This is a genomic window from Mesorhizobium bavaricum, from assembly GCF_056781655.1.
Genome location: NZ_JBXAYV010000001.1, coordinates 671,386 through 689,483, shown reverse-complemented (window position 1 = coordinate 689,483; position 18,098 = coordinate 671,386). Strand labels below are relative to the sequence as shown.

At 62.5% G+C, this 18,098-nt stretch carries 18 protein-coding genes and 6 pseudogenes; 2 read left to right on the top strand and 22 right to left on the bottom strand.

What is annotated here, in order from left to right:
• Positions 1-199: 199 nt before the first annotated feature.
• From AC1RZR_RS36110 to AC1RZR_RS36045, 14 genes and pseudogenes are all read right to left on the bottom strand, one after another.
• Positions 200-631, bottom strand: a pseudogene (locus AC1RZR_RS36110) (DDE-type integrase/transposase/recombinase); the annotation flags it as partial.
• 75 nt (positions 632-706) lie between these two features.
• Positions 707-1,282: an IS630 family transposase gene (locus tag AC1RZR_RS36105; protein ID WP_481829366.1), complete on the bottom strand. Its 576-nt coding sequence runs from the start codon at positions 1,280-1,282 to the stop codon at positions 707-709.
• Entirely contained in the window at positions 1,266-1,658 is a 393-nt protein-coding gene (locus AC1RZR_RS36100; protein ID WP_481829365.1) for an IS630 transposase-related protein, read from the bottom strand. Before AC1RZR_RS36100 ends, AC1RZR_RS36105 begins: the two co-directional genes overlap by 17 nt.
• Positions 1,659-2,063: 405 nt before the next feature.
• A pseudogene (locus AC1RZR_RS36095) lies at positions 2,064-3,253 on the bottom strand (IS91 family transposase).
• Between the two features lie 12 nt (positions 3,254-3,265).
• On the bottom strand, positions 3,266-4,126 hold the full coding sequence (locus AC1RZR_RS36090) for a tyrosine-type recombinase/integrase (RefSeq protein ID WP_352651383.1): 861 nt from the start codon (positions 4,124-4,126) through the stop codon (positions 3,266-3,268).
• A 358-nt stretch (positions 4,127-4,484) separates the two neighbouring features.
• Positions 4,485-4,817, bottom strand: a pseudogene (locus AC1RZR_RS36085) (helix-turn-helix domain-containing protein); the annotation flags it as partial.
• Positions 4,744-4,923, bottom strand: a complete 180-nt coding sequence (locus tag AC1RZR_RS36080) for a DUF1612 domain-containing protein (RefSeq protein WP_425351705.1) — start codon at positions 4,921-4,923, stop codon at positions 4,744-4,746. The gene AC1RZR_RS36080 and the pseudogene AC1RZR_RS36085, both read right to left, overlap by 74 nt.
• A gap of 107 nt (positions 4,924-5,030) precedes the next feature.
• On the bottom strand, positions 5,031-5,393 hold the full coding sequence (locus AC1RZR_RS36075; RefSeq protein ID WP_481829364.1) for a hypothetical protein: 363 nt from the start codon (positions 5,391-5,393) through the stop codon (positions 5,031-5,033).
• Between the two features lie 437 nt (positions 5,394-5,830).
• A complete protein-coding gene (locus AC1RZR_RS36070; RefSeq protein ID WP_481829363.1) occupies positions 5,831-6,262 on the bottom strand; it encodes a c-type cytochrome in 432 nt (143 codons plus the stop codon).
• A gap of 800 nt (positions 6,263-7,062) precedes the next feature.
• Positions 7,063-8,166, bottom strand: a complete 1,104-nt coding sequence (locus AC1RZR_RS36065; RefSeq protein ID WP_481829362.1) for an RHE_PE00001 family protein — start codon at positions 8,164-8,166, stop codon at positions 7,063-7,065.
• On the bottom strand, positions 8,163-8,537 hold the full coding sequence (locus AC1RZR_RS36060; protein WP_481829361.1) for a DUF5131 domain-containing protein: 375 nt from the start codon (positions 8,535-8,537) through the stop codon (positions 8,163-8,165). Before AC1RZR_RS36060 ends, AC1RZR_RS36065 begins: the two co-directional genes overlap by 4 nt.
• 11 nt (positions 8,538-8,548) lie before the next feature.
• Positions 8,549-8,728 carry a hypothetical protein gene (locus tag AC1RZR_RS36055; RefSeq protein ID WP_481829360.1) on the bottom strand — a complete coding sequence of 60 codons (180 nt, stop codon included), beginning with the start codon at positions 8,726-8,728 and terminating at the stop codon, positions 8,549-8,551.
• Between the two features lie 225 nt (positions 8,729-8,953).
• Positions 8,954-9,408: pseudogene (locus AC1RZR_RS36050) on the bottom strand (plasmid maintenance toxin (PemK-like)).
• Positions 9,395-9,702 (bottom strand): annotated as a pseudogene (locus AC1RZR_RS36045) (type II toxin-antitoxin system Phd/YefM family antitoxin). The pseudogenes AC1RZR_RS36050 and AC1RZR_RS36045 overlap by 14 nt, the downstream one beginning before the upstream one ends.
• A gap of 44 nt (positions 9,703-9,746) precedes the next feature.
• Between AC1RZR_RS36045 and AC1RZR_RS36040 the strand changes: the two are divergent.
• Positions 9,747-10,224, top strand: a pseudogene (locus AC1RZR_RS36040) (integrase); the annotation flags it as partial.
• A gap of 771 nt (positions 10,225-10,995) precedes the next feature.
• Here AC1RZR_RS36040 and pmtA read toward each other — a convergent pair.
• The 8 genes from pmtA to AC1RZR_RS36000 all read right to left on the bottom strand — a co-directional run bounded on the left by pmtA (position 10,996) and on the right by AC1RZR_RS36000 (position 17,632).
• On the bottom strand, positions 10,996-11,592 hold the full coding sequence (pmtA, locus tag AC1RZR_RS36035) for a phospholipid N-methyltransferase PmtA (RefSeq protein WP_481829359.1): 597 nt from the start codon (positions 11,590-11,592) through the stop codon (positions 10,996-10,998).
• Positions 11,593-11,667: 75 nt separating this feature from the next.
• Complete coding sequence (gene panC, locus AC1RZR_RS36030; protein WP_481829358.1) at positions 11,668-12,558, bottom strand: pantoate--beta-alanine ligase; 891 nt, start codon at positions 12,556-12,558, stop codon at positions 11,668-11,670.
• On the bottom strand, positions 12,555-13,400 hold the full coding sequence (panB, locus tag AC1RZR_RS36025; RefSeq protein WP_481829357.1) for a 3-methyl-2-oxobutanoate hydroxymethyltransferase: 846 nt from the start codon (positions 13,398-13,400) through the stop codon (positions 12,555-12,557). Before panB ends, panC begins: the two co-directional genes overlap by 4 nt.
• A gap of 649 nt (positions 13,401-14,049) precedes the next feature.
• Entirely contained in the window at positions 14,050-14,643 is a 594-nt protein-coding gene (locus AC1RZR_RS36020) for a nitroreductase family protein (protein ID WP_481829356.1), read from the bottom strand.
• 67 nt (positions 14,644-14,710) lie between these two features.
• The gene (locus AC1RZR_RS36015; RefSeq protein ID WP_010914039.1) at positions 14,711-15,307 is read right to left on the bottom strand and encodes a 7-cyano-7-deazaguanine synthase; all 597 of its coding nucleotides are present in this window, start codon (positions 15,305-15,307) and stop codon (positions 14,711-14,713) included.
• Positions 15,304-16,506: a PfkB family carbohydrate kinase gene (locus tag AC1RZR_RS36010; protein ID WP_481829355.1), complete on the bottom strand. Its 1,203-nt coding sequence runs from the start codon at positions 16,504-16,506 to the stop codon at positions 15,304-15,306. Before AC1RZR_RS36010 ends, AC1RZR_RS36015 begins: the two co-directional genes overlap by 4 nt.
• A complete protein-coding gene (locus AC1RZR_RS36005; RefSeq protein ID WP_027026482.1) occupies positions 16,506-16,844 on the bottom strand; it encodes a hypothetical protein in 339 nt (112 codons plus the stop codon). The genes AC1RZR_RS36010 and AC1RZR_RS36005 overlap by 1 nt, the downstream gene beginning before the upstream one ends.
• Positions 16,808-17,632: an 8-oxoguanine DNA glycosylase gene (locus tag AC1RZR_RS36000; RefSeq protein ID WP_481829354.1), complete on the bottom strand. Its 825-nt coding sequence runs from the start codon at positions 17,630-17,632 to the stop codon at positions 16,808-16,810. The genes AC1RZR_RS36005 and AC1RZR_RS36000 overlap by 37 nt, the downstream gene beginning before the upstream one ends.
• Between AC1RZR_RS36000 and AC1RZR_RS35995 the strand changes: the two genes are divergently transcribed.
• Positions 17,627-17,986, top strand: coding sequence for a hypothetical protein (locus AC1RZR_RS35995; RefSeq protein WP_481829353.1), 360 nt, complete (start codon positions 17,627-17,629; stop codon positions 17,984-17,986). The two genes, AC1RZR_RS36000 and AC1RZR_RS35995, sit on opposite strands and share 6 nt — an antisense overlap.
• Positions 17,987-18,098: the final 112 nt, after the last annotated feature.

Sequence of the window (18,098 nt, the reverse complement as noted above, 5' to 3'; positions counted from 1 at the left end):
TAATTCGGTCGAACAGTCGTGGTACCTGACGCGTATGCCCGGTGGTGGGGAGGGGCACCGCCGCGAGGCGGCTCCTATCCGATCAATGTCGGATTTCCGACGATGTCGGATTTCCAACAGGATGGCAAATCCGCTAACTCATTGCGTGACGCTGTCACGTTGTCTGCGTATGAACGCGCTGAAGCGGTGTGCGCTGCTGTCAGCAGAGCGCAGTCACGGCCTTCCACTCCGCCATTGCGTTCAGACTGTGAAGATGGATCTGAAACGCGGAGTGTCTTGAGCGAGGTGGAACGAAGAGGTTGCGCAGGGGCGGAGAAGATCGAGACGCAGCGCTGAAGGGTTTCCGGTGATCGGAAGCCCTGGATCGGTCGCTCCCATTTTCTCAACGGCACATGGGAATTCTCAGCGCGGTTGTGCGATCAGTGCTCGACTTCCGGCATCACCTGCCGCCTTGCCGCCCACAGGAGCGCAACTTGTCGGCGGCCTTGTTTCTTCAACAAGCGCGTCAACAATCGCTTGGCCGCCTTGATGTTGCGGCGGTTCTGGACAATCTCGTTGAGGACATAGCCGTCCTATCGACAGCGCGCCATAGCCAGTGCTTCTTGCCGGCGATGGAGATTACGACTGGTTCTGTCGCAAACGGAATGGCAACCCGGTCGACGTTCAGGCCGCGTTCGGCCATCATCCCTTCTAAAGCGTGTCGCGATTAATTAGCCTCATATCCGGCAGCCTTGAAGAAGTTTCTGCATTCAGCTGGCTCGAACAGGTGGCAGATATCGCCGAGAGCCTGGCAGAGTGCATCGAAGGTTCTGGCCGCCTTCTTTCGCAACCGCGCCTTGAGTTTTGAGTAGGCCATCTCGATCGGATTGAGATCGGGTGAGTATGGCGGCAGGAACAGGAGCCAAGCGCCCCTTTGGCGAACCAGTTGTGCGGCGCGCTCGTTCTTGTGGAAGCCGACATTGTCGAGAATGACGATATCGCCGGGCGACAGTTCGGGAGCGAGCTGCGTTTCGACATAGTGTTCGAAGATGGCGCCATTCATCGGCGCGTTGACGATCCACGGCGCGACAAGACCGTGGCATCGTAGCCCGGCGATGAAGGTCTGCGTCAGCCATTTGCCGAAGGGCGCATGTGTCCTGAAGCGCTCGCCCTTCGGCGCCCAGCCGGTGCGTTTGGTCAGTTTGGTGTTGGTCGACGTCTCATCGATGAAGATCAGCCGCGCCAAAGCCTTGTTGAAGAAGCGCTTTCGCCGCCCGGTCCACAGCTCACGCGCCTGGCGCACGTCGGCCCGCTGCTGCTCGCTGGCCAGTAGAGTTTTTTTTATGACTGAGCCCAAGGCGATTGAGCAGGCGACCGACATTGGACCGGTGCACGCTTACACCACGCACCTCCAGTTCGACGCAAAGCTCATCCAGCGTCAGTTCGCCGGTCTCGGCCAATCGCAAGCGCACAAACTCGGCATGCCGCTCAAGCTTGCCGCCGCCCACATGGCCCTGCCGGCGCGCTTGGAGCGAACCAGTCTGCCGGCGCAGGTTGATCAGATTGTTCACAAAGCGAGGCGAAACGCGGAAATGGCGCGCAGCCTCGCGGTGACCATGCCCCTCATCGACATACGCAACAACACGCCGACGCAACTCAAGTGGTAGCGGCTTGCCCATCACGGTCTCCCTTCAACCGCAATGAATCACGAACTCAAATCAAGGGGAATCTGGAGGCTTCTGTGAGGTCCGCATGCTCGACGGAGTGGGCGGACTGGTTGTCGGACCTCATTGCAAGCCGGATTGAACGAAGCCGCGGGACGATCTGGCGCTATGGGGATTGTAGCCTGGAGGAGCGGTCGGGATCGTCTTCGCCATGCTGATGAAGGGCGTTCACGATGCGGCCACAGCGAAGGATGGCACGGTGGAAGGCGGAACCGTGATGGCGCGAGCCGTCGGATAGGCTGCAGTGCCTTCTATCGCCGGGCTGTCTGCTTGCGGCTTTGTGCGGCGGGACAAGGGTCGGGGGGCCGGCGCGCATGGCGACGGGTACCGTACCGGGTGATGTGGACGCACCCGGCGTGGTCATGAGGTGTCGTTCCAGAAGGGGCGCGGCGGCGCCTGGCCGCACCGCCAGATGGCGAGCGTGATCATTGGCTCTCCGCAGCATGGGCAGCGATGCGCCATAGCAAGGCGCTCGGCGGCGACAGCGGCGCTTTCGGCATCCGGTTTGAGCTCGTTCTGCTGCGATCCGGCCAGCAGCCTGTGGCACAGGTCGAGCTTGGCGGCGCGATTACCGTTGGCGAGGAAGCCGTAGTGGCGGATGCGATGGAACCGTCGGGCAGCGTGTGCAGGAGAAAGCGACGGATGAACTCGTGCGCGTCGAGCGTCATGACCTTGGTCTTGCCGCGCTGGCGATAGTCCCGCCAGCGGAACGCGACCCGATCGTCGGCCGTGCTGATCAGTCGGGAATTGGCGATCGCGACGCGATGAGTGTAGCGGCCGAGATAGGCCAGCACCTGCTTCGGCCCGCCGAAGGGCGGCTTGGCGTAGACGACCCATTGACGGCGACGAGCCTCGGCGAGCAAGCAGACGAAGGCATCAGGCTTTGCCAGGTAGGCGAGATCGCCGAAGAAGCCCAGCCCGCCCTCATCATAGGCCGCTCGGAGTTCCTCCAGAAAGAGACGGCGGAACAGGCGCGACAGCACGCGCACGGGCAGGAAGAACCCCGGCCGGCAGGCGACCCATCGCCCTCCATCGAGGGAGATGCCGCCGCCCGGGACGATGCAATGGAGGTGGGGATGATAGGTGAGGTTCTGGCCCCAGCTGTGCAGCACCGCGATGAGACCGATCCCGGCGCCGAGATGTCTGGGATCTGCGGCGATCGTGCGCAGCGTCTCGGCGGCCGCCTTGAACAGGATCGTGTACATCGCCGCCTTGTTCTGGAAGGCGATTGCGGCGATCTCGGCCGGCAGCGTGAACACCACGTGGAAGTAGGGAACCGGCAGAAGCTCGTTCTGCCGCGCGGCGAGCCATTCCCGGCAGGTCTTTCCCTGGCACTTGGGGCAATGCCGGTTGCGACAGGAATTGTAGGCCACGCGGATCGCCCCGCAGGACCGGCAGCCCTCGACATGGCCGCCCAGTTCGGCGGTCCGGCACAGTTCGATGGCGCTCATCGTGCGGCGCTCGACGCGTCCGAGATGACCGTCATGAGCCTGCCGATACGCCTCGCCATGGCGGCGGAAGATATCCGCCACCTCCAGTCTCGCCGACATGGGCGGAACCGATCAGCCCGACGGCACGACTTCGATGTTCAACCGGTCGAGCGGGCTTGTCGTGCGCCGGATGAGGCCGTTCGAGACCTTGGTGTAGCGCGCCGTCGAGGACAGATTGTTGTGGCCGAGCAGCACCTGGATAATGCGAATGTCGGTGCCGTTCTCCAGCAAATGCGTGGCGAAGCTGTGCCTGAGCGTGTGGACCGTCACACGCTTGTCGATGCCGGCGGCCGCACGCGCCGAGCGGCAGGCTGAATACAGCACCTGCACGTCGATGGGGCGATTTGCATCCCGGCCCGGAAACAGCCAGCCCTGCGGCTTCGCCAGTCGCCAGTAGACCCGCAGGATGCGCAGAAGCTGCGCCGACAGCATCACGGTGCGATCCTTGCCGCCCTTGCCGTGCTCGACCCGGATGACGCCGCGTTCGCTATCGATGTCGCCGACCTTCAGCCCGACGGTCTCCGAAGCGCGAAGGCCCGCGGCATAGGCCGTCGTCAAGGCGGTGCGCGTCTTCAGGCTCGGCACCGCCTCGAGAAAGCGGACAACCTCGTCGGCGCTGAGAACCACCGGCAGCGTGCGTGGAGCGCGGGCATAGGCGATCCGCTCAGGGATCTCGGCATGACCCAACGTCACGCCGTAAAAGAACCGCAGTGCGCACACCGTCTGGTTCAGCGCCGGCCACGAGATTCCGGTAGAGACCAGATGCACCTGGAAGGCGCGAACGTCCTCCAGGTCAAGCCGGTCCGGGGATCGGCCACAGTAGCGGGAGAACTTCGCTACCGCGTGCACGTAGGATCGTTGCGTGGCCGGCGACAGATTGCGGATCGTCATGTCCTCGATCATGCGCCGGCGAAGCGGGCTCAACTCGGCCATCTCATTGCTCCTGTTCTCAAGGTTGCGCTTCAACAGCAGCAATCCTTCAAAACAGAAGCGTCATCCGCAAACCGGTGCACCAAATGCCGCGTCAGCGGCTTCGTTCAATCCTGAATCCCTTAAATCGCGACGCGCTTTAGATCGCGCGGGCTGAGATTGTAGGCAGATACCAGCGCACGCACAGCAAGATCACTGATCAGTCGAAATGACGGCCTTTGAACGAGGCGCGAAAGCGTCCCGTTGTAACCAAAAGCACGGCTTGCGACAGAACCGTTCAGAACACTTGGATCGTCTAGGCGTGCACTTTTAAGGAGCGAGCGGTCCGAGGGACGAAATCATAGAGCCTTGAGGGATTGGATCAGACGATCCCCCACGCCCGAAACCTTCCCCTCCCCGTCAACTCGCGCAGGCCGAGTTCGCCGATAAGATTGAGCGCGCCCTGCTTCGAGACTTTTAGCGCCTCTTGGATCATGCCGGTCGAGACGATCGGCCGCGAGAGCACGAATTCGACCAGGTCGGCCAGTTTCGAGCTGGTGCGCCGTTGTTTGAGCCGCCGTTCCATCTGGCTTTTCGCCATCACCAACCGATCGTGTTCCTTCAGACCAGCCAGCGCCGCCTCATGGATTCCATCGAGGGAGGCCAGCAGCCGATCGCCGCGATTGCGCGCTAGCCGCCGCTCCCGCGGAATGTTTTTGGCGCCGAGATGTCAGGCTGACGAGATGGTTGCCGGCAAGACCCTCCTGCCGGAGCAGCGCGGCCACCAGAAGTGGCCCCAGCCATGCACCATGCTGCAGCACTTCGATGTCGGACCAGGCCTCGAGTGATCGCCGCGCGCAACACCACAGGCAGCTCGCGCGTTTGAGCAAGCACGTCCTGCCATTCGGCCAGGGCGCGCGTCCTCGTCCTAGTCGAGATCGTAGATCAGGTCCGGCCGGTCACGTCGTGACGTTTCCTCTTTTCGAGCAGACACGTCGGCGCCGCTCAGAATCTTCGACGAGCGCGCCAGGACAGCATCGATCTCGGCAAATTCTTCAGCCAGAAGATCGTCCTCACCATCATCCCGACTATCGGGTTCAACTGAAGCAGTTCCAGCCCCCTCCCCTTCCGGGTTTTTTTGTCCCGCCGCCGACCCCAGCTTGCTGACGGCATCCGGGTCATTGGCAATTTCCCCAAGATATTCCACCGAGCCGGAACGTCCGCTCTCTGCAACCGCGATCGAAATCCGTTGCTTGTGAATATCCAAACCAACAAATCTGGTATGTTCCATGAGGCCCGTCTCCTATGCATGAGGCTCTGTGCCGGCCAGCCGGCCTAACCCTCGTACCCTTGCATATCGGATGACGGGCCACCCTCAGGCCCAGCAATCATAGGGACTAGGGCATAGGATGCGCGGCGGCCTCCTCGGTGACAAGCCGGGAACAAGAGCGTTGCCGCAGCGACGTAAAGCATCCGCGCGCGCGGCTTGTCGACTGAACGCGGTGCGAAATGGACGAGCAGATATCGGCGGCACAAACCCGTCCGATTGCTCCGCACGAGAGTGTTCTCTGTATCGAACACGTTGGCAAGCGCCACCACTTTCGCCACCGCCGTCTCGACTGACCTTCGCCACCCGCCCGGCCGAGCAGTCGGTTCTCAAACGGGGCTTCGCGGCGTGGAACACGATCACTCCTTTGGGGTTGTTCTTGAAACGCACACTAGGGTTTTCTAACCTGACACACTCTTGAGATAGGCGATGACGTTTTTGATGTCGTCGGGTTTCTTAAGGCCAGGGAATCCCATTTTGTTCGTCGGCACCTTCGCCTTGGGGTTGAACAGATATTCCGTCAGGTTCGGCTCGTCCCATACGAGGCCCGCTGCACCCGCATCCTTCATGGCTTTCGAATACGGATAGCCAGGGACCGTTCCCGCTGTTCGGGCCACGACGCCTTTCAAGGTTGGTCCGACTTTGTTCGAGTCGGTATCAGCGTTGTGGCATGCGGCGCACTTTTTGAAGACCGTCTTGCCGGCCTCGATATCCTGGGCCTGGGCGATCGGAGGCAGTAACGCCACAACCATGCTGGCGCCGATTGACAGACATTTCAGCCAGGAACTGCCCGAATGAACATAAGACAGGCGATCCATATGTTTGTAAGCCATGATCCGATCCTTCTTAATTATGTTGCTCTAAAAGGAGCTCTCATCGACTCCCTCGGTGTAGATTTCGCCCTTGGCATGCATGCGCAGTACGTATTGTGGAATGTTGGCCGTCGACTGGTCCCAAATCTGCTGCCTCGGGTATCAGCGTCATGTGAGCAGCTCACCGGGACAATTGTCGGCATTGTAGTTCGATGGGAATCTTGATGCGAGCACGTGGTCGAGAACCCGACAATGTGCGCTCCCGCGCCGCCTACCACTGTCGTGTTAACTGAAGTCGAGGCTCGTTCGGGTTCAGGTCGCCTAAGCTGGCCAGCTGTTCGATGGGTATTCTCCTCCCGTTCGAAATTGACGGGGGACGACGGTCGGCCAGCTTGTTGCAGCGATTCACGCGTGCCTCCATTGGAGCGAGATGTTTGCGCAAAAGGCTCTGCAACGCATGTGCCAGCCGGGAAAGCCTAGCCTGCCGGGTGGGGAAGTCTGGCCCGAAGTCCTTCATTTTTCCTGCCAGGTATAGCCTGACGGGAATGGAAATCTCATGGCCGCTTCTCAAACTCGGGGAGAGCGCAGGCCGAGCGATGTCTGGCCCGCTCAGCGCGGCAGCGGATTCGAGGACCGGGAGGCGTTACCCGTAGAAGGACCCATTGGTCCCATAGATGGCGAGCAAACGTTCAACTTCCGCGGCGACGGCGCTCGCTCGCTCTTTCGCTCCATCGAGGAAAAGACGGCGCGCCAATCCATAGAAAACAGGGATACATAGCCGAGCGAGCTGCGACGGCGTTGGGTCGCGCGGACCGCACGCCCTAGACGATACCCCACGCCCCATAACGGCCTCTCCCCGTAATCTCGCGCAGGCCAAGCTCGCCTACCAGGTTGAGCGCGCCCCTGGTCGTCACCCTCAGCTCTTTTTCGATCATTGCGCTCGAGACCAGCGGCCGGGTCAGGACGTAGTCGATGAGGCGCGGCAGCTTCGAGTTGCCACGCCTGTCCCTGGTCCGTCGCAGCATTTGCTCCCGCGCCAGCATCAGTCGATCGTGTTCCTTCAGGCCGAGCGCGGCGGCTTCGGCAACCGCGTCGAGGAACGCCAGCAACCGCGTCGTCCTGGCGCCATGGCGCCGGCGTTCGCGGCTCATGACACGCAGGCCCACATTAAGGGCCAGCAGGTGGGCCGCGGTCTTCCGACGCTGCCGCAGCCCAGCTGCGACCAGGAGGGTGCCAAGCCACGGCTGATGTTGCAGCGGGCTGATGGATTCCCAAGCGTCCCAAAGCACCGCAGCAGCAAGAACGGGCGGAAGCTTCACGGCGCGATCAAGCAAGCTACGCCAGTCGTCGAGACGGGCAGACTCATCCCAATCCGGGTCGTGGATCAATGGATCGCGTTCGAGCGTCGGTTGCGGCCGAGGCGGCTGCTCGACCGCCACGCCGTTGAGAACTGCGCTCGAGCGCGCCAGCACCGCATCGATGGCCGCGAACTCCTCGGCCAGCGGATCCGGCTCGTCCGCCTCGTTTTGCTCCCGGTCCTGCCTCGGCGCCAGAGCCCCCTCGCCTTCCGCGGCATTTTTCGCCGCCGTTACGCCGCGGCGGCCAGTCAGCTGCCGCAATCCCTCGCGGCCGAGCGCCCAGTCGGGGGCGTTGCCAAAAATCTGCCGGCGGGTGCGCAGGACCGCGTGCGCGCGGATGTCCATATGCGCGTCATGCAGGACGAGGTCCTCGACGTGGACAAGCTCACCGTCGAGCCACAGCGTGGCGGCCGCATCATGGAAATGAAACCGCTCGACGAAACCGTCGCGCACCGGTGAGCGGGCGAGTCGCTCGTCCAGGCGAGCGACGGCGTCTTCGGCCGTGACCAGCGGCCCGGCGAGCTCGGCCCACGGCATTGTCGTCGCCAGGTCACTATGGATCGTCATCGCGCATCGACTCCGTCATTGACAAGCACCACGTTGCGGAGCGGCCAACGCGGGCTTGGCCCGCTTGCCTCGTGCGCGCGCCCGAGCTCGCGCAGGATGGCTGCGGCTGAGACCCGCCACGCCAGATATTCGGTCTGGTCCTCGGCAATGACCAGAACGAACTCGTGGTACATGCGTGGGTGGGCGGTTCGCAGTTCGAAGCGAACCATGGGGCACAACGCCATGGTCGCGAAGACCGCGTCGCGGAATTTGCCGCGGATCTCTGGCTCAAACAGATCGGGCGCCTCCCGCACGACGGCGCCCGGCGCCCAGCCCAATCGCGCCAGGATTTCTCGGCATGACCAGACGATCGGCTCTGCTGCTTCCGGCACAGGTACCCTCGCTAGGCCGAGACAAAAAGCTGGATCAGTTCACGGATGGACGCGAAGGACACGGTCGGACTTTCCGCCGGGCCCGGCCCGGGCTGATCGCGACGCCCGTCGGGTGTTGAAGCGGCGTCCTGAAAATCATGGTTTTGTCCACCAGCCCGTTTTTGCAGCCGCCGACGCTTGATGCTCACCATGCCAAGTCATTGATTTCACTCTGCCCGATTCGCAATGATGAAGCTATTCTGCTAGTTACTTCACTCACAGGCTATTGCTTTTGCAGGCCTTCTCACTATCGATAATGACCGCTTATCGACAGTGATGGATTTGGCGGCGCAGAGGCGCTAGACTCGGCGCAAGCAGGGCCGCGAAGGCCGCATAAACCCGCCTGGAAGACGCCTTGATGGAGACTGCCCCTGCCCTCACGCCCCCCGGCATGCCGCAGCGCCAGCCGGCGTCTGTGCGCGACGTGCTCTTGTGCCTGTCGCAATGGCGACAAACCGGCGCTTGACCGCGGCAAACAACGCCGGCGGCAGCGCCCGTAATAGCCGCTCTCGGTGTCCAGCGGCCGAATGTCGGGGCCAGGCCACGCGAAGCGGTTGCTTTCCGTCAAAACGATCCACGACCGCTCGCCGTCAAGCCGCAAGCGCAGCTTGACCGCGGTCGGGATCTCGATGGCATCAGCGGGATCAGACGGCGGCGTGTGGGTGATCGGCAGGACGCGGACGACCGGCGAGCCGTCCTCCTGCATGGCGACCAGCGCCAGCACCAGGCAGGGCCGGTCCTTGTCGCCTTCCTCGCGGCCCTCGCGGTGTTGCCAATGCCAATGATAGGAATAACCGAAGACGTGGCCGAGCTCGATTTCAGCCGGCAGCATTTTTTGCCGTCAGGCCTTTTGTCCCGGAGGGTTTTGACCCGAAGAGCTCGTCGTTGAGATGGTCGAGACCCGGCTCCATTTCCGAAGCTTCGACCGCCGCGATTTCGCCCGCGCTGATCGCCGCTGTCGGTTCGACCCGCCGGTCGCGCTTCGACAGCCGGACAAAATCCTCGTAGGCTAGCAGCACGGTGCGCGGGCGGCCATCTTGGTGATGATGACCGGATCGCGGACCGCGGCATCCTGATAGGCGCCAAAGTTTTTCGAGACGGCGGCGGCGGTGAGGGTGGTGGTCATGGCCAAAACTCCTTTGTTCCGGAATATTCGGGCTTTCCGCAAGGATGGGACGCCAACCAGACGGAAACGCGCCAGTGACAGGGCAGCTTGCCAACACCAAAAATGCTGAAATCGTCGAGCGGCGGGCCGAAGCCCTCGACGCGCTTGATTCCGTGCTGCCCTTCGACCGCCGCGATTTTCTGGCCGACCTCCTGACCGACGACGACGTCGCAACGCTGCGCCATTTGGCCAAGCAAGGCATTGGCGAAAACACTTTGCGCGCGCTTGCCTCCGACCTTGGTTACCTCGAGGCCTGGTGTCAGGCATCGACGGGATCACCGCTGGTCTGGCCGGCGCCTGAAGCGTTGCTGATCAAGTTCGTCGCGCACCATTTGTGGGGGATCCGGCAAAGCGCGAGACCGACGTCTCACATGGCATGCCGCAAGAGCCGTTGCACTGAAAGCGGCCGGCTTGCTGCGGGCCGAGGGGCCTCATGCGCCCAACACTGTGCGCCGGCGCCTGTCGAGCTGGTCAACGCTGACCAACTGCTGGCCAGCGCGATTGCGGCACATCTGGCGAAGGCGAGCCTACTTGAAGACAGCGTGCGCAGAGGCAATCTGTTTGTTTTCGAGAAGCTGCAGAAGCATGCCGTCACATGACAGCGAGTGACGATCGGAAGAGCTGGACTGGCGACGACGCTTCTCAAACGAAAACGAGTTCAAGCGCTTTGCATGAACTGGACGGGCTGCCGTTTCCTTTTTTCGAGATCCGCTGAAAAGTCTTCAGCCTAAACATGACTATTGTGGTTTGCCTGTCGTATTTCCCAAGGCAATCGCGCTGTAGAGTGACAGCGGTTCGCAGTGCGCGGCACGGAATGGCAGAATGCCATGCCAAGTACGGCAAGACGGCGCAGACCGTCACGCTCCAAAGAAAACGTCACTTTCCAGAGAGAATCTTCATCAGGGGTCCGGCGATCGGGAGGTTCCGCCGGGGGAATGGACGACGGCTATGATGCGCTCAGGAGATAGACGGCACGATCCAAGCCAGGCAACTGGGCGGATCGCCTCCCAAAAATGGCAGGCCGGTCCCGGCATCGAGACGCCGTCACGAGATTTTCGCGGCCGTGGTGGCTTCTCTGTCTGTTGTCCGCAGGGCGGTGTGCATAGCCGATGAATGAGCGCTAAAAGGCATAGCCGCCCTCCGCAAAGCGTTGGCGGCAACAAAAGCGCGATCGATGCGAATTTCGTGACGATCACCGTCGTGTCCTTCAGCAGGATTTTGCGGAATGCCGCCACTTTCCGCGCGTGCCGCGGCTCAGACTGCTCGTCGGTAAGTCCAGAGCTGTGCGGGCGGGATATTGCGGACGACGAAATCATAGTGAGACACGACATAGCGGTCGGGCATTTTGATCACCGGCGACAAAGGTCCGTAGGTGATCTGAATCACAGGTCTCCCGCGAGGAATTCGGGCCAGCAAATCCTCAAGCAGGCCAACACGCTGTTCCATTGGAAAGCTCAACATCGGCACCGCACTGATAACACAGTCGAATTGCTGCCCGCGCCGCTCGGCAAGCACTTCCTCCAGCGCGAACGCATCGCCCAATCGAAAATCCACGCCCGGAAAGCCTCGCGTCAGGCGCTGGTAGAAATCCTTGGAATACTCGACCGAAACCAGCTGATGCGGCTTGATGCCTCTTTCCAGGATTGCCTTGGTGATGACGCCAGTTCCCGCGCCAAGTTCAAGAACCGGCAATCCGGATGCCGGGTCAATGACGCTTGCCATACGACGCGCAGCATGAACGGACGTTGGCATGAGCGCGCCCACTCGTTTCCTGTCCTTCTGCCAGCCCTTGAAGAATTGCACTTCTTCTTCGAACTTCCTGCCGAGGCGCTCCTTCAATCGAAAGACCATATCCACTCCCTGCTACGGCTATTTGTCTGGGTCATTTTGACGACGCACGTTTGTCCAAGCCTTGCGGCTGCTCGATCATGCCGCATTGGCTGCCGCGAGCAGCTCGCCTTTGCGCCGCCCGGGCAGAACTCCGAAATTATCGATAAGCCGCGTTCCGCCGAGCCAGGCAGCGACGATCAGGCGGGCCGGTCGGTCCGCGGCGGATAGAGGCGACAGGTCATGGTCTGCTCGTAGCTCGAGATATTCGACTTCGTCGTAACCGGCAGCGAGGACCGCTTGCCTGGCCTCGTCAAGCACAAGGTCCGCCGGCGCTCCCGCCGACAGCCGCTCGGCCGAAGCCGACAGGACTTCGGCGAGCTTTGGCGCTGCCAGGCGCTGTGCGGCCGAGAGCCTGACATTGCGCGACGACATCGCCAGGCCGTCGGCTTCACGAACCGTTGGACAGGCGACAATCTCAATCGGAATATCGAGATCGCGCACGAGTCGGCGAACGACGTGCAACTGCTGGAAATCCTTCTCGCCGAAGAAGGCGAGATCAGCACGCGTCTGGAAAAAGAGCTTGGCGACGACGGTTGCCACGCCGTCAAAATGGCCGGGACGGAATGCGCCGCACAGGCCATCGCTCACCCCAGCCACCGACACCGTGGTGGCGAAACCTTCTGGATACATGTCCGCTGCATTTGGCGCGTAGAGCAGATGAGCGCCGAGCGGCGCGAGCGTGGCGGCATCGTCATGCTCAGTCCGGGGATAGGCCACGAGATCGGCCGCGCTGTTGAACTGTTTCGGGTTGACGAAGAGCGTCACGATAACCCGGTCGGCCTTGGCGAGGGCGGCACGCACCAGGCTAAGATGGCCTTCATGTAAGGCACCCATGGTCGGCACGACAGCGACCTTCAGGCCATTCTGACGCCATGCCGCGACAGCCATGCGCAACTCGGCGACGGTTCGTGCGATCGAAACGCTCATGCTGCTTCTCCACCATCGACCGTCCTTGGCGCATCGCCGAGTAGATGCTCGGCCGCTGGAAAGCGGCGGTCGCGCACTTCCTGTGCATAGGCGGCGATCGCCGCCTCGGCGATCTCACCGAGTTCGGCATAGTGCTTGACGAATTTCGGCCGGAAGTCGCAGAAGATGCCCAACATGTCGTCGACGACGAGTATCTGCCCGTCACAGGCCGCCGAGGCGCCGATACCGATCATCGGGATCGCTACCTCTGCGGTGATCCGGCGGGCGAGCGCCTCGGGGATCTTCTCCAGCACCACCGCGAATGCCCCCGCATCGACCACGGCATGGGCGTCATGCCGGACGCGCTCGGCATCTTCGTACCTTCCTTGCACGCGGTAGCCGCCGAAGCTATTGACCGCCTGGGGCGTCAAACCGATATGGCCCATGACCGGCACGCCGCGTGCAGCCAGGAGGCGGATCGTCTCGGCCATTGCCTCTCCACCTTCGAGCTTGACCGCCGCGCAGCCGGTTTCCGCCATGACACGAGCGGCATTGCGGAAGGCCTGCTCGGGGCTTTCCTCGTAGGAGCCGAGCGGCATGTCGACGATCATCAGCGCCTGCTCCAGGCCACGGCGCACGGCCCGACCGTGCATGACCATCTCCTCAAGCGTCACGCCCAGCGTCGACGGCAAGCCATGGAGCACCATGCCGACGCTGTCACCGACGAGAACAACGTCACAATGCCGATCAACGAGCTTTGCAATCGGCGTGGTATAGGCCGTCAGGCAGACGAGCGGCGTTCCACCCTTCCGGGAACGAATATCCGGCGGTGTGATCACCTTGGTGTTAGTAGCCGCACTCAACAAGGGCCCTTCCCCAACGTTACCAACCATGGGTGCCGCGTTTGGCACATTTTTGTGCAGGTGCGAAGAGCTAATAATGGCGGTGGCGCGTGACGTTGACGAGCCGACACTCACGTCAGAATCAATTAAATCGGTTAAGCTGCTTCAGCGTGCCCATCCAGGGATCATGGCTATCAGGCAAGGTCGAGCAACGCCGTCATTTCGACGGCGCTAAGGTGAGACATTGAGGCTCCATCGGTTCGAACCCATGGCAACGACCCATTATTCCACACTCCCTTTTTATGCGACAGGCGAAGCACAAATCATCAACATGGGATGACGGGGTATGGGGTTCAAATTCGCCGCCAGGCGTCAGCTTCGCGCGTCATTCCAGCCGTTTCGGTAACGACGACCGGTTCCCAAAAGTGGACATCCGCCAGCCTCTGGCACAACGTCCAATTCGGGCGGTAACGGACTTGGACGATACTTATTCTGAATTGGGCAAGATTGACCACGTCGCCCTTACTTGGGCCCACCAGCTTCTGGCCCTGGCGAGATCGGAGTAGGCAATGCCTAAACTTGAGAGAGAGTTGGAAGCCAGCGGGATTCTTAAGGTGGGAACAGCGAACGAGCGCGGTTCGCCACCCGCTAAGACTGCGGCATTTACTTGCTAGGGAGACCTCGACGAAATTTGGATACCGCCGACGGCGAGGAAGCGTTCGCCAGGAAATCCGATCGACCGCATGTATTCTCCGCCCGCAATACCCAGCATGTTTGCAGAGAGGTCGAGCCATTCGGCCACGAGACCTATTGTGGCCGCCAGGGCTCCGGAATCGCGCCACACCAAGCTCTCCGGATTGTTGTACGCCGCTGAGACCTTGTCCATGTCGGCCACAAACCGAAGCGTGCAGCCTGCGGCCCCCGGAAGCAGTTGGACCACCTCCGCCCGATTTAATGCCGCCGAGCCAGCGCGGTGGTTGAGCTCAGCGAACCCATGCCTGGGCAGGTACAGCCTCGGCTGCCCATCGTTTGCGCACATCTGGCAGACTATATGGATGCAGTGAAGCGCGCCCGCCGCTGGCGCTGGCCGCCGCTCAATCTCGATCCCGGCGCGTCCGACACCGTCGTTCGTGACCGTTCTGGCCGAATGCCAGAGCACCGCCTCGATGTCCGACCAAGCAATATCGCCCCCGACGCTTGATCGGCGGGCCTGCAGCATTTCCTTGAAGGCGTGCTCATGCGTTGGCTGCGGCGGGTCCAGCACCGATAGGGTGCAGTCGGGAGGCAGCCACGCAACCCATTTCCCTGCTGGCGTTCGAGGGTGGGGTTCGTCAGTGAGGAGTCCAGCCAAGGGCCTGCCATGTGTTGAAGTGCTTGGTGCAGCCGCGGCACCTGCCGCAAGCGTAGTTGCCGGTATGACAGGAATGCGCCCAGGCAAGCGTGCCCTGATCGATTCCCGATCGACGCACCAGCTCGACCGCATCGAGTTCGATGGCGGGCGCCTCGACGACTATCCCGCCCTCCTGCATGGCCATGAGCTGCGATGCCCGCTCCACGAACTCGGGCCGACCGTCGGCGTGGGCGCCATCGGTGGCCAGAGCGCCTATCAGCAGCCGCGACACGCCATGGCGCACCGCCGCCATTCCGGCCAGCGTGACGAGCAGTTGGTTCCGGAAGGGCCACCATTCCGACACCGGCGCCGCGGCGTCGGGCGCGGTACCGGCCATGTCGCCAGAACCCAGGGACGAGCAGTCGACCCGGATCACCTCGTGCGAGATGCCGAGTAGTTGGGCCACGTGGCCGGCGGCGTCGATCTCGGCTTCGGCCGGCTTCTGGCCGTAGTCGATCGTCAACGCGACGTCGGGCCGAAGCCACCATGCGATGCTGACAGAGTCCATGCCGCCCGACAGGAGCAAGGCGGTAGTCATCGCGGCAGTCTCCAGACAGCCTGGTAGATGGCCGTCGCGAAGTCGCTGGTCACCGTCGCCCCGGAGCCTACGAACATCTTGAGATCCTCCTCCCGCGAATTCTCCGCCAGCGCGACGACCGGTATGCCCTTGCGGATGGCGTAGCCCGCCTCAAAGACGGTCCCGGGGTCCATCCCGTTGACGATCGCCAGGAGTACGTCGCAGTCCTCGATGCCGGCGAGATCCGCCGGAGCGACGACCTCGGCGGCGCCGGGTCCGACCTCGTGGATGGGCGAGAACACCTGGGCACCTGCTTGCAGCAGGGCGCGCCTGCTCTCCTCCACCAGCCAGCGCTGCCCGAGGTCGAAGAACGGCGCCGCCAAGTATATGCGGCCCGTACCCGGGCGCACCTGCTCGAACGGCATCGTGGCAAGCGTGGCGGCGTCCGGGGTGGGAAGGGCGCGATGGCCGCAGTACCACGCGGTCGCCCGCGACGCGATGTCCGCCGCGTCATCGGGCGCCATGTCCTCCAGGGCCCACATTGCAGCGAACGTTGCGGAGAAGACGTCGCCGGATCCCAATTTCCAAACGCGCTCCGATCGATAGAGGGGGATTTCCCACGCCCCGTCCGGCGTGATTACCCGTGCGCCCAAGGCCCCCATCTTCAGCACGACCACCTCGGCACCGTCGTTCCGGAACAGCCAGTCGGCACCGGCGCGAGGATCTTCCTGGCCGGTGATCGAGCGCAACTCGAGCCTGTTGAGCACCACTGCAAGCCTCTTGGCCGACGAGCCGTTGGCAGTGAACGCGGCAGCGCCGAAAGCGGATTGTGGATCGTAAACCGCGATGTTGGCGGCGACGACGGCATCGCCCTCGAGCATGCCGTAGCGGAGCACGACGTCGTCTTTGACGGCGAGCGGCGGTCGCTGGCCCATCAAGCCGATCGGCGGCGATATGACAGGGTCGCCAAGCGTATGTGCGTAGTCAAACAACACCAGGAAAGGCAGGTCCGTGGGTACCAACTCGAAGTCGGCGAGCTCGGCGAGGAGTGCGACTTCGCTCCGCGCCCGATCGCTCATGTAAGCGTGCAACCGCTTCCGCGAAGCCTTGACGGTGCCGAGTGCCTGGGCGGCACGACCGGCGGATCCGAGGACGGCATCCCAGGTCGGTTGCAGGCAGCGCTCGCGGTAGATCCCGCCTACCACCGAAAGGCTGCGCATCAGACGGGGACCACCTCGACGGTGTAGACGCCGCCCGCTATGGCCAGCACCGTCGCCGTGTAGGCCACGCCACGTTGGACGATGCAGTTGATGACCTGCGTATAGCCCAGGAAAGTCAGGGAGCCGCCGATTCGTCCCATCGCGTCACGGACGACAAGGGTGCTGGTAGTGCCGGTGGGAACGACGTCGACGGTGAGAACGGTCCCGATGGACACGGGCCCCAGCACGGAAGGCTTAGGGCTGTTGATGGGGGCGTTGTAGGTCTGGCCGCAGGTGTCCGGCCCCCCTCCGATTCCCGGACTCAGATCGTCCCTGCTCGAGCCACCACCTCCGGACATGCTGTCTTCCCCTTGCTGCGTCCTCCAGTTGAACTCGGATTCGACGCTGGCCGCAAGCCCGCGAATGACGGGCCGATCGATCGCATGGTTCGCCACATCAGTGCATCGAGTAAGGAAGCGCGTAGGCCGGCAGCGCGGCAGAACCCGATGAAACGGGATTCGAGGCCCACGTAGTCACTCGCAGGCGTCGCACCGCCGCCGAATATTCCCATATGGACGCACGCCCGCACGATGTGGATATCGAGTATCGCGACCTCGTCGCTCGCCCTGCGGTTCCGGACAACCCAAGATGCCGTTTTGGGGCCGATCCCCGGCAGCCGCGTCAGTGCGTCCCTGAGCGAGATGTCGTCCAGCGCGGCCTCGTCGATATCGGCGATCCTCGCGAGGCACTCGCCCAGTTGTCGCGACCTTTGCCTGGCGAAGCGATACCGGACCAACCTATCGCCAACATTCAGAGGCATCGTCAGCATGGCCTCGATCGCACCGACGTCAACGACGGCAGTGCTGCGCATCGCTTGCCGCACCCTCCCATATGCCGCGAGACCGACTTCAGCGGGCGCACCGTACCCACCGAGCAGGCAGGCGGCCACTTCCTCCGCCAGGGTGTCGCCAAGGCCGAACGCCTCACCGCCCGCCAATTCCTGCATCCAGGCCTGTGCGGCCCAGAATGCAGGGGTCAACGCTTCTTCAAACCGGCCCCAAGCCACTCCCGGGACCACGGACTCCGCAGGATCGGGCAGGAAGCGGCTCACGGGTGTGCCGTTGTGGAGGGAGATGACGTGTTGCATAAATTGTTCCGAGGAATTATGCATTATATTCATTTCGTGAAACACAGGTCAATGCAATCGACGGATATCATCGATACCGTGAACGCCGTCCTAAGGAGCACTCGCACTCGCCAGCGCGAGTTGGCTGAGTTCTGCCGCGTCACCCAAGGGCATGTGAGCAAGGTTCTTTCGCGCAAGGTGCCGCCTTCCGCCGGGATCGAGGCCGACCTCGCCGACTGGCTCGTGAAGGCGGACAGCACCGCAACTGCGTCCGGCTCGGAGTTGGAGGAGGCCATGAGCCGCCTGCGCAACGCGCCGGAGGAGCATCGAATGCATATTCTGCATATTCTTAATAACCTTTCGGCTCTCATATGATAGAGAGGTCGCGAAAGGGATTCGGCAGCGAGAATCGTCGGGCACCCCATCCGTGGCCCGGTGCCTCAAGTCGCCAGGCTGTCGCAGTACCATCTTTTGCAGGTGCAAAAAG

Excerpts from the sequence above, each read along its gene's own strand:
- AC1RZR_RS36100 (WP_481829365.1), bottom strand. The coding sequence starts at position 1,658 with ATGGGCAAGCCGCTACCACTTGAGTTGCGTCGGCGTGTTGTTGCGTAT.
- AC1RZR_RS36010 (WP_481829355.1), bottom strand. The coding sequence starts at position 16,506 with ATGCGCAGCCTTTCGGTGGTAGGCGGGATCTACCGCGAGCGCTGCCTG.
- panC (WP_481829358.1), bottom strand. The coding sequence starts at position 12,558 with ATGAGCGTTTCGATCGCACGAACCGTCGCCGAGTTGCGCATGGCTGTC.
- AC1RZR_RS36005 (WP_027026482.1), bottom strand. The coding sequence starts at position 16,844 with ATGTCCGGAGGTGGTGGCTCGAGCAGGGACGATCTGAGTCCGGGAATC.
- pmtA (WP_481829359.1), bottom strand. The coding sequence starts at position 11,592 with ATGGTCTTTCGATTGAAGGAGCGCCTCGGCAGGAAGTTCGAAGAAGAA.
- AC1RZR_RS36065 (WP_481829362.1), bottom strand. The coding sequence starts at position 8,166 with ATGACGATCCATAGTGACCTGGCGACGACAATGCCGTGGGCCGAGCTC.
- AC1RZR_RS36090 (WP_352651383.1), bottom strand. The coding sequence starts at position 4,126 with ATGGCCGAGTTGAGCCCGCTTCGCCGGCGCATGATCGAGGACATGACG.
- AC1RZR_RS36000 (WP_481829354.1), bottom strand. The coding sequence starts at position 17,632 with ATGCAACACGTCATCTCCCTCCACAACGGCACACCCGTGAGCCGCTTC.
- AC1RZR_RS36055 (WP_481829360.1), bottom strand. The coding sequence starts at position 8,728 with ATGGTGAGCATCAAGCGTCGGCGGCTGCAAAAACGGGCTGGTGGACAA.
- AC1RZR_RS36015 (WP_010914039.1), bottom strand. The coding sequence starts at position 15,307 with ATGACTACCGCCTTGCTCCTGTCGGGCGGCATGGACTCTGTCAGCATC.
- AC1RZR_RS36075 (WP_481829364.1), bottom strand. The coding sequence starts at position 5,393 with ATGGAACATACCAGATTTGTTGGTTTGGATATTCACAAGCAACGGATT.
- AC1RZR_RS36070 (WP_481829363.1), bottom strand. The coding sequence starts at position 6,262 with ATGGCTTACAAACATATGGATCGCCTGTCTTATGTTCATTCGGGCAGT.